Consider the following 14,721-nt stretch of genomic DNA (forward strand, 5'->3'; position numbering starts at 1 on the left):
TCCCGGGATCAACGTTTGGACTGTGAGTAGGCGAGCCCCGCGGCGCATCCGCCGAAGGTCAGCGCCCACAACAAGGCGGAATCGAACGAGGCGTTCAGCGCGTAGCGCTGCAGCAGAAAAATGAACGTGGCCGCGGCCAGGGCGTGAAGGGTCATCAACTGCCAGGTCTTCATCGCAGCGGCCCTCCCCGGCCCGCCCGTTCGCAACAAGCGATCGCGCGTCATGTGGTTTCCTTCAGCGTTGTCGGGCCGCCCACCGGCGCCGAGAACTGACGGTCGATCTGCGGTCCAGGCTTCGGCGGATTGCCGGAGGCAAAGCCATCCAGCACCTTGCCGAAGTTTTCCTTGTTGAGGTCCTCGTAGGTGTCCTTCCAGATCAGCACCATCGGCGCGTTGACGCAGGCGCCCAGGCACTCGACCTCTTCCCAGCTGAAATTGCCGTCCTTCGAGAGGTGGAAGGGGTCGTGATGGATGCGGCTCTGGCACACTTTGATGATGTCTTCCGCACCGCGCAGTCGGCACGGCGTGGTGCCGCAGACCTGGACATGGGCTTTCTTGCCGACCGGCTGCAGCTGGAACATGGTGTAGAAGGTCGCAACCTCGAGCACGCGGATGTAGGGCATCTCCAGGAGGTCGGCGACCGCGCGGATCGCGGCTTCCGAAACCCATCCCTCGTGCTGCTCCTGCACGCGCCACAGGATCGCGATCACCGCCGACGCCTGGCGTCCGGGCGGATATTTCTCAATCTGCTTTTTCGCCCAAGCGAGGTTCTCCTCCGAGAACGTAAAGCTCGCGGGCTGCAGTTCCTTTGGTGCGAGGCGGCGGACGGACATCGTTCAGTCTCTCATTGCGCGCGGCGCGCGGCTTTCGCATTGAGCGCATTGATCCGGTCGAGCCAGAATGCGCTTGCGGTGCCGAACACGTTGTAGCCGACGTGGGTTGAAACCTTGATGCGATCGAGGATGGAAAGGTCGGTCACGGTTTCAAGACGATTGCTGCGCGGATCGTAGACGATCAGCTTCAGCGGGGTCTGGTCGAGGATGTAGCGCGACACGGTATGCTGGGGATCGTTGCCGTGCTCCTCGCACAGGATCACGCTGTCGGCCTCCAGCAGCCGCTTGCCGCCCTTCATGGCCTCGATCTCGACGCCTTCGACGTCGAGCTTGATCAGGAATTTTCCGCCGGCCGTAACCTTGCCGTCGTCGATCAGATTATCGAGCGCAATGACCGGCACTTCCTCGCCAGCGGTCTGGTCGCCGGCGATGCTGAAGGCTTCATGCTTGGTGCCGCTCAATCGCGCGGTGCCGCGCGCGGCGCCGATCGCGCATTTCATCACCTCGAAGCGGTTGCCGTTGAGTCTCGCGTTATTTGCCAGCTTCGGAAAATTCTGCCCCGACGGCTCGATCGCGATCGCCTTGTGCGAACCGAACGGCTTGCTCGAGACCAGCACCGACCAGTAGCCGTAATTGGCGCCGCAATCGAGCAGCGTGTAGTCGACGTCGACCGATTCCCGGAACAGCAATTCGAGCTCGTTCTCATAGGCGAACGAACGGTTGAGCAGCTTGCTCCAGTAGCCGTCGCCATAGGGGAATGCGAACGTCGCATCCGAATTCAGCCTGACGTCGATGTCGCGCTCGGGCAACGTCCTGCGCAAGAGATTGGCGCACATGTTGTAGCCGCGATGCGAAAAGTTCGACGATATTTTCGATCCCAGCGTCAGCGCCACCGCAGCCAGCCGCTCCCACGGGTTGGCGCCTTCAAGCGCACCCGAAGCCCGGTCAAACTGGATTGGCGGCTGCGCCATCACCGATCGACCTCTCCGAACACGATGTCGAGCGAACCGAGGATGGCCGAGACGTCGGCGAGCAGATGGCCCTTGCAGATGTGGTCCATCGCCTGCAGATGGGCAAAGCCCGGCGCGCGGATCTTGCACTTGTAGGGCTTGTTGCTGCCGTCGGCGACCAGGTAGACGCCGAACTCGCCCTTCGGCGCCTCGACCGCGGCGTAGACTTCGCCGGCCGGCACGCGGACGCCCTCGGTATAGAGCTTGAAGTGATGGATCAGCGCTTCCATCGAGCGCTTCATCTCGCTACGCCGCGGCGGCGCGATCTTGTTGTCCTCGACGACGACAGGCCCCTGCCCGTCCGGCGCCCGCAGCTTGGCGATGCACTGCTTCATGATGCGCACCGACTGGCGCATCTCTTCCATGCGGATGCAGTAGCGGTCGTAGCAGTCGCCGTTCTTGCCGATCGGAATGTCGAAATCCATCTCGGCATAGCATTCGTAAGGCTGCGCCTTGCGCAGATCCCAGGCCGCGCCGGAGCCACGCACCATCACGCCGGAAAAGCCCCACTCCCAGGCCTCTTTCAGCGACACGACGCCGATATCGACGTTGCGCTGCTTGAAGATGCGGTTGCCGGTGAGCAGCGTTTCGAGGTCGGCGACGACCTGCAGGAACGGATCGCACCAGGCGTCGATGTCGTCGATCAGTTTTGGCGGCAAATCCTGATGCACGCCGCCGAGGCGGAAGTACGCCGCATGCATGCGCGAGCCGGAAGCGCGCTCATAGAACACCATCAGCTTTTCGCGTTCTTCAAAACCCCACAGCGGCGGGGTCAGCGCGCCGACGTCCATCGCCTGCGTGGTGACGTTGAGCAGATGCGACAGGATGCGGCCGATCTCGCAATAGAGCACCCGGATCAATTGCCCGCGGCGCGGCACAGATATGCCGAGCAGCTTTTCCGCGGCGAGGCAGAACGCATGCTCCTGGTTCATCGGCGCGACGTAATCGAGCCGGTCGAAATACGGGATCGCCTGCAGATAGGTCTTCTGCTCGATCAGCTTTTCGGTGCCGCGATGCAAGAGGCCGATATGCGGATCGACGCGGGCGACGACTTCGCCGTCAAGCTCCAGCACCAAACGCAGCACACCGTGCGCTGCCGGATGCTGCGGTCCGAAATTGATGGTGAAGTTACGCAGGTTCTGTTCGTTCATGGTCAGGCCTTCGGCTCCGCTTTCTCGTCGCCGGGCAGCGGATAATCAGCGCCTTCCCATGGCGAGAGGAAATCGAACTTGCGGAATTCCTGGTTGAGGCGGACGGGCTCGTACAGCACCCGCTTCTCCTGGTCGTCGTAGCGCACCTCGACGAAGCCGGTGAGCGGGAAATCCTTGCGCAGCGGATGGCCGTCGAAGCCGTAATCGGTCAGCAGCCGCCGCATGTCGGGATGGCCGGTGAAGATCACGCCATAGAGATCGTAGCATTCGCGCTCGAACCAGTCGGCGCCGGGAAACACGTCGATGATCGAGGGCACCTGCGTGGTCTCGTCGGCCTCGGCGCGCAGGCGGAGGCGACCGTTCAGCGTCGGGGACAGGAAGTGATAGATCACGTCGAAGCGCTTTTCGCGGCCGGGATAATCCACCGCTGTGACGTCGATGATGCTGACGAAACGGCAGGAGGGATCGTCGCGCAGGAATTTGACGACCTCGACGATTCTGGTCGCGTCGACCGTGATCGTGAGCTCGTTGTACGCGACCGCATGGCCGCTGGCCGCACCCGGAAGCGCGCTAACAATCGTCTGCCCCAAGGCGTCGAGCTTGCCGTCGTCCATTGACCTGAAACCTTAGCGTTCGATGGTGCCGATGCGCCGGATCTTCTTCTGCAACAGCAGCACGCCGTAGAGCAGCGCTTCCGCCGTCGGCGGGCAGCCGGGCACGTAGATGTCGATCGGCACGATCCGGTCGCAGCCGCGCACGACCGAATAGGAATAGTGATAATATCCGCCGCCATTGGCGCACGACCCCATCGAGATCACGTAGCGGGGCTCCGGCATCTGGTCGTAGACCTTGCGCAGCGCCGGGGCCATTTTGTTGGTCAGCGTACCCGCAACGATCATGACGTCGGACTGCCGCGGCGAAGCGCGCGGCGCAAAGCCGAAGCGCTCGACGTCGTAACGCGGCATCGACACCTGCATCATCTCGACGGCGCAGCAGGCGAGACCGAACGTCATCCACATCAGCGAGCCGGTGCGCGCCCAGGTGATGAGATCGTCGGTCGCGGCGACGAAGAAGCCCTTGTCTGACAGTTCGTGATTGACCTCGAGGAAGTACGGGTCATTGGCGCCGACCGGCTTGCCGGTCGAGGGATCGATAATGCCGGTCGCGGCCGGCGCGATCACCGGCGAAGACCCGTGCGATACGGCGGTGGGGCTCAATCCCATTCGAGCGCGCCTTTCTTCCATTCGTAGGCAAAGCCGACCGTGAGGACGGCGAGGAACACCATCATCGACCAGAAGCCGGTGGCGCCGAGCTTGCCGAAAGCCACCGCCCACGGAAACAGGAACGCCACTTCGAGGTCGAAGATGATGAAAAGGATCGCCACCAGATAGAAGCGGACATCGAACTTCATGCGGGCGTCATCGAAAGCGTTGAATCCGCATTCATAGGCGGAAAGCTTTTCCGGATCGGGCTGCTGGAACGCGACGAGGAACGGGGCAATCAACAGCGCCAGACCGATCAGGCTTGCCACCCCGATAAACACCATAAGTGGAAGGTAATTCTGCAGGATGCCGTTCATCGGCGGGACCTTTTCCTGCGGTTTCGGACAGCCGCAGATTCGCTGATTGGAATTATTCTTGAGGCTTAGCGCAGCGCAACAGAGGGCGCAAGACAAGCTATCTTGACGGTTTCGCACCCCTCGCCTGCATCGGGATGACCCGAAAAAGTGATGCGCTCCGCCCTCGGTCAACCAACGCCACGGCGGCCGTTCGGCGCCCGCAATTCGGGCGGTCCCTCAGTTCAAATCTTTCTCGGCGGCGAGCATGTCGGCGGCGGTTTCGGTCAGCCGGTCGATCTGGGCGAGGAACAGCTTCAGCTCCTCCTGATCAAGCCGTTCCAGCAGACGCCGGTTGCGTTCCTGCGCGCCCGCCACAATTGCATCATGGGCGGCGAGCCCCGTCCGGGTCAGGCAAATCAGTACTTCGCGGTTGTCCCGAGGGTTGGCTGCCTTGGCGACCAGCTTGCGCGCGACCAGTTCGGCCAGCGCCCGGCTGATCTGCCCCTTGTCCATGCCGACCGCTTCGGCGAGGCTGATCACGCTCATCGGCGGGCGCCGCCCCATCGAGGCCACGAGGCCAAACTCGACCGATGACAGCCCCGCCAGCCGCTTGTAGCGCAGGATCGCGCCGCGCTTCAGCAGATTGGCCAGCACCATCAGCCGCGACGACATCATCGCCGTGATCGGCGCCAGCGCCTCGTCATTGCCCGCAGCCGCAGGCGGCGAACTCTGCTTTTTCGATTTCTGGCTCATCGCACAACCTCTGCCAACAAAGCACGCACCTGCCAAGGAAATCAGAGCGAATATGGTGATCGTTGACATTGTCATCGATCTGGATTTCACTTCGGGCAAGGTGGCATGGGACCGCGGCGCCAAAGCCGCGGCGGGAGGAAGCGGCGTGAACATCACCCAGCGGGATCGCGATCTCGGCACGGGCTATGCCATGAAGCCATCCACGACCCGGACCGAGCTGACTTCAGTCGGGCGCGGCACGCCGATGGGCGAATTGCTCCGGCGTTATTGGCACCCGGTCGGTCTCGTCACCGACGCCACCGATATCCCCAGAAAAGTGCGCGTGCTTGGCGAAGACCTGGTGCTCTTCCGCGACAAACAGGCCCGGGTCGGGCTGCTGCACGCGCGCTGCTGTCACCGCGGCACCACGCTGTATTACGGCAAGGTCGAGGAAGACGGCATCCGCTGCTGCTACCACGGCTGGAAGTTCGACACCGAAGGCCACTGTCTCGAACAGCCCTGCGAGCCCGAGGGCGGGCTGTTCAAGGACAAGGTGCGCCAGCCCTGGTACCCGGTGCAGGAACGCTACGGCCTGATCTTCGCCTATATGGGACCGGCCGAGCAAAAGCCGGTGCTGCCGGCCTACGAATGCCTGGAAAAGATGGACGACGGCGAGTTCGTCGAGGCGGATGATTCTTCCATCGGCGGCGGCGGGCCCGCCATCATTCCCTGCAACTGGCTGCAGCATTTCGAGAACGTGGTCGATCCGTACCACGTGCCGGTGCTGCATGGATCGTTCAGCGGCCCGCAATTCACCAACATGATGGCCTCGATGCCGGAGGTGAAGTTCGAGATCTCGCCGCGCGGCGTTACCGTGCGCTCGATCCGCCGTCAGGACGACGGCAGGGTTTTCTATCGCGTCACGGAAGCCGCCCTCCCCACGCTGCGCGTGGTGGCCAATCCGCGCGTCGCGCAATTCGCCCGCGTCGAGTCGATCGGCTGGACCCTGCCGATCGACGCCACGTCTTTCCGCATCTATGTCGCCGGCCGGGTCAAGAACGCCGGCGACATCGGGCGGATGCGCTCCAAATTCAACGGCAAATTCTGGTGGGACATGACCGAGCAGGAACACCAGCTATTCCCCGGCGATTATGAAGCCCAGGTCGGCCAGGGACCGGTGACGCTGCATTCGGAAGAGCATTTCGGCCAGAGCGACCGCGGCATCCTGATGATCCGGCGCCTGCTGACCGATCAGCTCGAGGCGATGGCGGCAGGCCGCGACCCGATCGGCATCTCTTTCGACCCGCACGCACCCCCGGTGGAATTCGAGGCGGGGAATTTCATTCGCGAGGCGTAAGCAACGCGCGCGACATATCTTATTGTTATTATTATATTTTCGGATTTCATCCTGTGTTTCTGCCGTTGCAGCAATGGCCGGCGAACCGCCTAAGGACGCCGAAAAGGCGCAAAATCGCCCCGAAAACCCGCCGGACGAAACCATTTCACGGAATCCACGAAACCGTCCCGAAACAGACGGGGCGTACATCTCTTGCCATCAGATGGCGCATAGACGCCTCGGAGGCATCACATGAACCACTCAATTCACTCAGCGGACCGCAGCACCCACCTGAAGATCGTGGTCGTGGCACTCGTGGCTGGTATCGCGGTGGCTGCTTTCGGTATCTCGGCACGCACCAATTCGGAATTCACCCAGACGGCCCAGACCCAGGTCGTGAAGGCTGGCAAACCGGTGGTCATCACCAGCTCGCAGACCTCGGCGGTCCGCTAAAGGGTTTCGTTCTCAGCACCGGCAAGACGGCCGCCTTCGGGCGGCTTTTTTGTTGGCTGCACCGCCACTTCCGCGCACGCTGGAACTATCGGGCCGCGTGTGAGCGCAACCGAGTTCCAGTCCGACGATTGGGGGATTTGTCTTTAAGCCATTGAAAAATGGCGCGAGAGACGGGACTCGAACCCGCGGCCTCCGCCGTGACAGGGCGGCGCTCTAACCAACTGAGCTACTCCCGCGGATGCGTAATCACGTCTTGATCCGCGCAGAAGCGAGGACTTAAAGGCCCTCCCCGTTTTAGTCAAGGACGTTGCGAATCCCCTTGTCAAATGGGCCTTTTTGCGATGCCGATGCAAATAATGGCCTATTTGCAGGCAAAACAGCGTAGGCACCCGCCACCCGAATCGTTTAAGGCCTGATACGCCTAAGTTTCCGTAAAGCCATTCATCACCGAGGAGGGCCGAATATGGCGAAGAAAGCAGCGACTCCGGCGACGATCACGCTGAAGCATCTGGCAGCAGCTATCGCCGAGGACCAGGAACTGTCCAAGAAGCAGGCTGAGTCGATTCTGAGCGACATGGTCACCATGATCACCAAGCACCTGAAGAAGGGCGAGCGCATCCGTATCGTCGGTCTCGGCATTCTCCAGGTCCGCAAGCGCGCCGCCCGCATGGGCCGCAACCCCGCCACCGGCGAAGCCATCCAGATCAAGGCCAGCAAGAAGGTTGCCTTCCGCGCGGCCAAGGAACTCAAGGAAGCCGTCTAAGCAACGCTTTAAGGTCCGACATTCAAGCGCCGTTCCGGGGGCCCGGAATGGCGCTTTTCTGTTATAGAGCGCCGTCGTTTCTCAAATCCTGTTGTGGTTATCATGCTGGCTTCGCCCCTCGCCTTTACCCACGGTGTCACCGAGCGCTTCCTGCGCTATGTCGTGATCGACACCCAGTCGGATCCGGCCTCACCCACCTGCCCTTCCACCGAAAAGCAAAAAGACCTCGGCCGCGTGCTGGCGGCCGAACTCAAGGCGATGGGCCTTTCCGATGCCCATCTCGACGAGCACGGCTATGTCTACGCGACCATCCCGGCCAACACCGACAAGCAGGTGCCGGTGATCTGCTTCTGCTCGCACATGGACACCTCGCCGGATTGCAGCGGCAAAGACGTCAAGCCGCAGATCGTGCGCAATTATCGTGGCGGCGACATCGTGCTGCCGGCTGATACGACGCAGGTGATTCGATTCGCCGATCATCCGGCGCTTGCCGACCAGATCGGCAACGACATCGTCACGACAGACGGCACCACGCTATTGGGCGCCGACAACAAGGCCGGTCTCGCCGAGATCATGGATGCCGCGCAGTTCCTGATCGACAATCCGCAAGTGAAGCACGGCGCCATCAAGATCCTGTTCACGCCGGACGAAGAGATCGGCCGCGGCGTCGACAAGGTCGATTTGAAGAAACTCGGCGCCGACTTCGCCTACACGATGGATGGCGAGACCGCGGGGAATATCGAGGACGAGACGTTTTCCGCCGATGGCGCCACCATCACCATCGAGGGCGTCAGCACCCATCCCGGCTTCGCCAAGGGCAAGATGGAGCACGCGATCAAGATCGCCGCCGCCATCGTCGATCGCCTGCCGAGAGAAACCTGCTCGCCGGAGACCACCGAAGGCAAGCAAGGTTTCCTGCATCCGATCGGCATTTCCGGTGCGCTGGAGAAGGCCACCGTCGGCTTCATCGTGCGCGATTTCACCGACGAGGGCTTGAAGGAAAAAGAGGCGCTGCTGGAGGGCATCGTCAAGGACGTGATGAAGGACTATCCGCGCTCGACCTACCGGATGGAGGTCAAGCACCAGTACCGCAACATGAAGCAGGTGATCGACCGCCACCCCCAAATCGTCACTTACGCGATCGAGGCGATCCGCCGCGCCGGCTTGACGCCGGTGCGCTCATCGATCCGCGGCGGCACCGACGGCTCACGGCTGTCGTTCATGGGGCTGCCCTGCCCCAACATCTTCGCCGGCGAACACGCCTTCCACTCGCGGCTGGAATGGGTCAGCGTGCAAGACATGGAGAAGGCGGTGCAGACCATCGTGCACCTGGCGATGATTTGGGAAGAAAAGGCCTAGCTGACGAGCGGGAGCGATAGTGTGAAAATCAGAAATTCGATTTGTCTTGTGTGGTTGTTCGCGTTTGGCGCAGCGCCTTCCCTGGCGCAAACCTCGGCCGAGAAAGTCACCGTGAGCTCCCTGCTCGCGCAGGACTACGCGATCGCCGGGACCTCGGCGACGCCGAGCGGCGGCGCCGGACTGTTTCTGCGCAAGGGTCCAAAACTCTATTTCTGCTTCGTCAGCGAAACCCGGCAATCGGCAACGGTCTCGACGGAATATTGCAAGCCGGTCGAGTAGCCGGCCGAGACGCAGGGCCCGGACACAAAATCGCGAAAACAACCCCATGCAAAGTAGGACGGGGCACAGCTAGCGGTATTTAGGTAGTGCGCGCGGTCACGATCCAGACCGAGGCCGGAAGCAGCACGGCGTCCCCCTTGGCGAACGGCGTGAGCGCTTCGCGGATCGAATTGGCCGCGGCAACACGAAGCTCCTCCGGCTGGCCATCCAGCGCGCGGCTCACCGGGCCGATTTCGAGCGAACCCTGCACCGCCCCATCGACGCCGCGGCCGATCGCGGCGTCCAGCAACAGCGGACAGGCTTCCATTTCCACTCCCGCAAAGCCGGATTCGCTCAGGATGCGGCGCACGCGCGCCTCCGAGGCAAACGCGAACGGCCCGGGATCTTCCGGCCCCTGCTGCGGCAGTTTTGGCACGTGCTTGTAGGCAGCCTGAAGCGGCGCCATGAAGAACGGGTTTTCGCGCGGCTCGCGCCAGCAGGCGAACGCCAGCCGGCCCGTCGGCCGCAGCGCCTTTCGCATGTTGGCAAACGACGCCACCGGGTCGGCAAAGAACATCACGCCGAACCGCGACGCCAATAGATCAAAGCTCGCGGGGGCGAACGGATAGACCGTGGCATCGGCCAGCGCGAAGTCGATCGGCAAATCCTTCGGCGCGCTCGCCCGCGCCCGTTCCAGCATCGGGCCTGATATGTCGATGCCGAACGCGTGGCCTGACGGCGCGACCTTCCGCGCAAACGCGATCGTGGTGACGCCGCTGCCGCAGCCGATATCGATGACCCGTTCGCCTGGTTTGGGTTTTGCGCGATCGATCAGAAGGTCGGCGACCGGCCCGAGCACGACGTCCTGCTCCGCCTGCCGCGCGGCCCAGCGTTGCCCGGCCGGCCCGTTCCAGTAGGCGATCTGGTCGGCGTTCTGCTCGTGGCCTGCGGGGGTATCCATGTGGGGAAACTTTCTGAAAGTCCGACTTCGCGCTTCGAGCTACGGCGAGACTGCCTTCGCCTTAGCTGGCTTGCACAGCCGTAGCGCGAAGCGCGAAGGCTAGTAGGCGGCGACGGATTCGAACCACCGACCCTCTCGGTGTAAACGCCAAGATCGAATTCAACACCGTTGAATTATTTAGGATTTTTGCTCACGTTTGTCGAGCCATTCCTCGTACGTTCACGTCGTATCGTGCCGTTCGTTGCCGTGAACACCAACGCTGGCATTGGATTATCGCATTCTAGACGGTGCCCACGATGGCAAGGAATTCTCGCACTCGTTCATTTTCGACAGCGATAACGACGACATTCGTATAGAAGATCAGCACCTGTTCGCTGAATTCCGACAAGCCACGGGAATATTGCTGCCGTTGAATCCGTCCGATTTCTCGACTGTGAACTAGACGCCACCGTGAGCAGTGGCCGCGCCTGTGGTTGGAGGCACTCTATTTTTGTCTATGCTTGGCCGGAACATGCCATGCCACTGCGGCAGCGGCAAGAAATACAAAATGTGCCACTTGCGGCAAGATCAGCAGCAGGAGCACGCCAAGATCAACGCACGCCAACAAAACAGCGGCGGTCCCACGCAGGCGCAGATTGCTGCAATATTGCGTCAGCAAAAGGCGCAGGAGGAAATTCGGCGTGCCCAACAGGGTTTGGGCAAGCCGATCATCTCCCACAGGCTTAACGACCACCAGATGGTCGCCGTCGGCAATACAATTCATTGGTCAAAAAAGTGGAAAACGTTTCCTGACTTCCTCAACGATTACATCAAAAGGACATTGGGTCCCGAATGGGGCAATGCAGAACTGCTCAAGCCGTTTTCAGACCGACATCCGATTATGCAGTGGTACGACCTGTACGCTCGATACCAGAGTGAGACGATAAAAGAACCGGGCACAGTCAGTAGCGCCAACGTGACAGGCGTGGTGGCTTGCTACCTTGGTCTGGCTTACAGCCTGTATCTGATCGCACATAACGTAGAGCTACAGGCTCGCTTGGTAAAGCGACTCATTGAACCTACGCAATTCCAAGGCGCATACTACGAGACTTTCGTGGCTAATACGCTCATCCGTGCTGGGTTCACGCTGGAGCTTGAAGACGAGACGGACGGCGCGACGAAGCACTGCGAGTTCACGGCAGTATCCCGCAAAACAGGGAAGAAATATTGGGTAGAAGCCAAAATGCGCTCGGTGTCTGGCCTTTTGGGTAAGACAGATACCGATGGGACTAAGAGCGAGAATCCGATTTCGCATCTTTCTCACCACGTTACCGAGGCATTGAAAAAGCCCGCATCAGACGACCGCCTAATTTTTGTTGACCTAAATACTCCATTCAACCCAGCCGATGGCAGCAAACCGGCGTGGGTGGAAAAAGCGCATTTTGCTCTAGTGGGTTACGAACGCCGTCATGGGGAGGCCGACGCTTATGTCATTGTTACGAACCTTCCGTTTCATAGGATGCTGAATGAGCCACCTGCCATCATGGCTTTTCCGCTTGGCTTAGGAATGCCTGAATTTAATCGGCCTGGGATGATGCGACTTAGCGAAGCTTACCGGCGCAAGCAGGAGCACATCGACATTTACAACATTTGCGAGTCTATCGAGAAATATTTGACGTTTCCCGCATCTTTCGATGGTTCTCCGAATTCCGATCCTACTGCCCAACGCATCAAGATCGGTGAAACTTATCAATTCGAGGGAGTCGGCAGCCCAGATGGAACAGTCGGCACCGTGACGGCGGCGACGGTCAACGAGGTTGAAAAGATTGCATACATAGCTATCACGCCGCCGCAAGGCGGTTCGATCATTATCCATCAGAGCATGACCGACGAGGCGATGGCCGACTACAGAGTGTATGGCGATGCTTACTTTGGCAATCCTCGCAACAGGCCAAAGGGCACGCTTACGACCACCTACGAACTGTTCGAGTGGCTGATGGAGTGTTACGCTGATACGCCGCGAGCGCGGTTACTAGAGCTTGTAAAAAGCACGCCGCATCTCGAGGACCTTCAAAAGATGACCGACGACGATCTTCGCGCTCATTATTGTGAGATGATGGCCGGAGCAATGGAGCAGCAGGCTGACAAGCGCCGTTAGAGGCTTGCCGTGCAAAATGCCGTTTTGCGATCATCTAAACACGCCGGGGCAATTATAAACCGCCCGGTGTTGAAGACAGTACCGTTTCGCGGTACGCGCGTTCGATCAATTCAAATGAGCGAGACATATCTTACAAGTCCTTAGCAGGGGGCGAACGCCTGCGTCCCAATAAGTGGTCTCTTGCGACAGTGATCTTCTCTTCGGTCCACAGACTAAAAATGTCATGCTTTGGTTCAAACATGTGCGCGAAGAAAACGTTCGACGGCTGATCCTGCGGATTCCTTCCGGAGTATTGGTCAAAATAGTATCGGCGTGCGTGCCAAGCAATGAGGTCCGCCGCTTGCAGAGGCAGCGCGTCATTGTCGCTCTTGAACTTTGGCATTCCAGCGCAAAGCGATTTTGCGCGAGGCGGTGACACCGCCATACACTTTTCAAATTCCGCCTCAAGCACTGGCTTATTTATGGATTGCTCATCAAAAACAAATTCGAGCTTGTCATCCAGCTTTAGCCTTTCAGTTAACCTCAGAAGCTGGATGATAATGCCAAAGAATGCGAGAAAGTAAGGCTGATCCAATTGTTCGAGCTTGAACTTTCCCGTTATCAGCCTGCGATACGGTTCAATGGGAATGACAGAGACAATGCCGTGCATCGCATGCCGATTGATGGCGGCGATGAACATTTTCAACCGGTCATCACGCTGTTCTTCCGTCCAACCGTGAAAGATCGTGTTCGGAACGTTGTTCCGATAAATTTGGTTGGTTTTTAATACCTTGATAGAAGCCGGATCAGGATGATCCAAAGCCTTTTGCCATTCGGCCGAGAACGCGTCCCACTGTTCGGTCTTCGCAACGTAACCTGCCAATACGAAAACAGGCGATTGGCCGTCCCATCCGCTGTCATCGATGAACGCTTGAAGCAAATGTCGCTCCTATTCGTTCTATGCCCTGAGCCGCACTCCAACGTCTTTTACCACCCTTGGCCGGAATGAACTCGACGCCTGCATCCTCTAACGCACGACGGATGGCAGCAGGGTATTCGGAACTGGCGTGCGGCGGCCAGCCTCAAATCGGCGGATAGTAGGCGTTTTCGCGGAAGAAGGGCTGGGCCGCTTGACAACGCATAGCCCAGAAAGAGGTCACCAACTGAGGCGGTTTTACTTTTCCATCCGCACCATAAAATTCAAGACCTCTTCTACGCCCTTGGCGAAAGCAACGCATTCTTCGTGAATTTCGAACCTGCCTACGTATTTGCCGAGCAGTTTGACGCTCCTGCTAGGAGCCCGTCTGTCGCCAGCATCCGACCCCTGTCTGGTCATCAGACTGCCAATCGCTTTGCCGCTTTCCAAATCGATGATTGCTGAGCTTCCGCCGCCCCGGCTGTCGATTTTTGGAACTTCAATTTGCATTTATGCCTCCTACGGGGGCGCTTCGATTTATGCGTCCATTCAAACTGGGCCGCTGAGACGGAAGCAGACCAGTACCAACTAGCGTACAGGAACAGACGCAGGCAGCAGAACAGACAACGACCCTCGCGCGTTTCGTTGCCGTAACGGACGCGCGAAAACGCAAAGTGCTTGAAAAATATGGTAGGCGGCGACGGATTCGAACCGCCGACCCTCTCGGTGTAAACGAGATGCTCTAACCAGCTGAGCTAGCCGCCCTCAAGTCGCCTGTTTAGCCCTGCGGCCCCCTTCGGTGCAAGGGTCGGATACCCCCGCATGTTCGGAAACCCTAGTCGCCCGGCCGTCCAGGCAATCCCTTGATATCTTTGATCCAGGGCGCCGCGGAGCGGCACCAGATTTGCCGCGCCGGCTTGAGTTCGCCGCGCTGGCGGATGCTGCCCCAGCGGATGCCCCAATCGTCGGGGCCGCCGTCACCGCTGGTGAACAGCGGGGAGCCGCATTCCGCACAGAAATGCTGAAACCGGGTTCGGCCATTGTCGCCGGTCTTGGCGTAGATTTTCGGCATCCCACCGGTCAACCTGACCTGTTCGGCGGAACAGATCACGGTCACCCGGTACGGCGAACCCGTCAGGGTCTGGCAATCGGTGCAATGACATATCGAAACGCGCTCCGGATCGATTTCGGCGCGATAGGCCACCCGGCCGCAATGGCATTTTCCGTCGATCTCCATCGCCTCCTCCGCGGGTTCGTCAGCCCCAAAAAGAAACGG

At 60.0% G+C, this 14,721-nt stretch carries 18 protein-coding genes and 2 tRNA genes; 6 read left to right on the forward strand and 14 right to left on the reverse strand.

Annotated features, from left to right (window positions below; translation table 11 throughout):
- Positions 1–8: 8 nt before the first annotated feature.
- The 8 genes from JQ567_RS02885 to JQ567_RS02920 form a co-directional block, all read right to left on the reverse strand.
- Positions 9–224, reverse strand: a complete 216-nt coding sequence (locus JQ567_RS02885; protein WP_212437386.1) for a hypothetical protein — start codon at positions 222–224, stop codon at positions 9–11.
- Positions 221–832 carry an NADH-quinone oxidoreductase subunit NuoE gene (nuoE, locus tag JQ567_RS02890; protein ID WP_212437387.1) on the reverse strand — a complete coding sequence of 204 codons (612 nt, stop codon included), beginning with the start codon at positions 830–832 and terminating at the stop codon, positions 221–223. Before nuoE ends, JQ567_RS02885 begins: the two co-directional genes overlap by 4 nt.
- Positions 833–843: 11 nt before the next feature.
- Positions 844–1,803 (reverse strand): FkbM family methyltransferase, encoded by a 960-nt coding sequence (locus JQ567_RS02895; protein ID WP_212437388.1) that lies wholly within the window; start codon positions 1,801–1,803, stop codon positions 844–846.
- A complete protein-coding gene (locus JQ567_RS02900) occupies positions 1,803–2,993 on the reverse strand; it encodes an NADH-quinone oxidoreductase subunit D (RefSeq protein WP_212437389.1) in 1,191 nt (396 codons plus the stop codon). Before JQ567_RS02900 ends, JQ567_RS02895 begins: the two co-directional genes overlap by 1 nt.
- A gap of 2 nt (positions 2,994–2,995) precedes the next feature.
- Positions 2,996–3,607 (reverse strand): NADH-quinone oxidoreductase subunit C, encoded by a 612-nt coding sequence (locus tag JQ567_RS02905; RefSeq protein WP_212437390.1) that lies wholly within the window; start codon positions 3,605–3,607, stop codon positions 2,996–2,998.
- A 12-nt stretch (positions 3,608–3,619) separates the two neighbouring features.
- Positions 3,620–4,216, reverse strand: a complete 597-nt coding sequence (locus tag JQ567_RS02910) for an NADH-quinone oxidoreductase subunit B family protein (protein ID WP_192733457.1) — start codon at positions 4,214–4,216, stop codon at positions 3,620–3,622.
- Positions 4,207–4,572 (reverse strand): NADH-quinone oxidoreductase subunit A, encoded by a 366-nt coding sequence (locus JQ567_RS02915; protein WP_212263548.1) that lies wholly within the window; start codon positions 4,570–4,572, stop codon positions 4,207–4,209. The genes JQ567_RS02910 and JQ567_RS02915 overlap by 10 nt, the downstream gene beginning before the upstream one ends.
- Positions 4,573–4,788: 216 nt before the next feature.
- A complete protein-coding gene (locus tag JQ567_RS02920; protein WP_212437391.1) occupies positions 4,789–5,304 on the reverse strand; it encodes a MarR family winged helix-turn-helix transcriptional regulator in 516 nt (171 codons plus the stop codon).
- A gap of 145 nt (positions 5,305–5,449) precedes the next feature.
- Here JQ567_RS02920 and JQ567_RS02925 point away from each other — a divergent pair, with 145 nt between their 5' ends.
- Both JQ567_RS02925 and JQ567_RS02930 read left to right on the forward strand, forming a co-directional pair.
- The gene (locus JQ567_RS02925; RefSeq protein WP_212437437.1) at positions 5,450–6,640 is read left to right on the forward strand and encodes an aromatic ring-hydroxylating dioxygenase subunit alpha; all 1,191 of its coding nucleotides are present in this window, start codon (positions 5,450–5,452) and stop codon (positions 6,638–6,640) included.
- Between the two features lie 231 nt (positions 6,641–6,871).
- Positions 6,872–7,072: a hypothetical protein gene (locus JQ567_RS02930; RefSeq protein ID WP_212437392.1), complete on the forward strand. Its 201-nt coding sequence runs from the start codon at positions 6,872–6,874 to the stop codon at positions 7,070–7,072.
- 159 nt (positions 7,073–7,231) lie between these two features.
- Here the strand turns inward: JQ567_RS02930 and JQ567_RS02935 are convergent.
- Positions 7,232–7,308, reverse strand: a tRNA-Asp gene (locus JQ567_RS02935).
- Between the two features lie 227 nt (positions 7,309–7,535).
- Here JQ567_RS02935 and JQ567_RS02940 point away from each other — a divergent pair.
- The 3 genes from JQ567_RS02940 to JQ567_RS02950 all read left to right on the forward strand — a co-directional run bounded on the left by JQ567_RS02940 (position 7,536) and on the right by JQ567_RS02950 (position 9,473).
- Positions 7,536–7,835 (forward strand): HU family DNA-binding protein, encoded by a 300-nt coding sequence (locus JQ567_RS02940; RefSeq protein ID WP_212208117.1) that lies wholly within the window; start codon positions 7,536–7,538, stop codon positions 7,833–7,835.
- A gap of 102 nt (positions 7,836–7,937) precedes the next feature.
- Positions 7,938–9,194 (forward strand): peptidase T, encoded by a 1,257-nt coding sequence (gene pepT / locus JQ567_RS02945; RefSeq protein ID WP_212437393.1) that lies wholly within the window; start codon positions 7,938–7,940, stop codon positions 9,192–9,194.
- 111 nt (positions 9,195–9,305) lie between these two features.
- On the forward strand, positions 9,306–9,473 hold the full coding sequence (locus JQ567_RS02950; RefSeq protein WP_212437394.1) for a hypothetical protein: 168 nt from the start codon (positions 9,306–9,308) through the stop codon (positions 9,471–9,473).
- A gap of 79 nt (positions 9,474–9,552) precedes the next feature.
- Here JQ567_RS02950 and JQ567_RS02955 read toward each other — a convergent pair whose 3' ends face one another.
- Positions 9,553–10,413: a class I SAM-dependent methyltransferase gene (locus tag JQ567_RS02955; protein ID WP_212437395.1), complete on the reverse strand. Its 861-nt coding sequence runs from the start codon at positions 10,411–10,413 to the stop codon at positions 9,553–9,555.
- 496 nt (positions 10,414–10,909) lie between these two features.
- On the opposite strand from JQ567_RS02955, the gene JQ567_RS02960 reads away from it, so the two are divergent.
- Positions 10,910–12,550 carry a YecA family protein gene (locus JQ567_RS02960; RefSeq protein WP_249165199.1) on the forward strand — a complete coding sequence of 547 codons (1,641 nt, stop codon included), beginning with the start codon at positions 10,910–10,912 and terminating at the stop codon, positions 12,548–12,550.
- A 130-nt stretch (positions 12,551–12,680) separates the two neighbouring features.
- Here the strand turns inward: JQ567_RS02960 and JQ567_RS02965 are convergent, their stop codons facing one another.
- The 4 genes from JQ567_RS02965 to JQ567_RS02980 form a co-directional block, all read right to left on the reverse strand.
- A complete protein-coding gene (locus JQ567_RS02965; protein ID WP_212437397.1) occupies positions 12,681–13,469 on the reverse strand; it encodes a DUF3800 domain-containing protein in 789 nt (262 codons plus the stop codon).
- Positions 13,470–13,703: 234 nt separating this feature from the next.
- Positions 13,704–13,955 (reverse strand): hypothetical protein, encoded by a 252-nt coding sequence (locus JQ567_RS02970; protein ID WP_212437398.1) that lies wholly within the window; start codon positions 13,953–13,955, stop codon positions 13,704–13,706.
- Positions 13,956–14,133: 178 nt separating this feature from the next.
- Positions 14,134–14,210: transfer RNA gene (locus JQ567_RS02975), tRNA-Val, on the reverse strand.
- Between the two features lie 70 nt (positions 14,211–14,280).
- Positions 14,281–14,682, reverse strand: coding sequence for a GFA family protein (locus JQ567_RS02980; protein ID WP_212437399.1), 402 nt, complete (start codon positions 14,680–14,682; stop codon positions 14,281–14,283).
- Positions 14,683–14,721 lie beyond the last annotated feature (39 nt).

It is taken from the genome of Bradyrhizobium sp. AUGA SZCCT0431, from assembly GCF_018131065.1.
Lineage (GTDB): Bacteria > Pseudomonadota > Alphaproteobacteria > Rhizobiales > Xanthobacteraceae > Bradyrhizobium.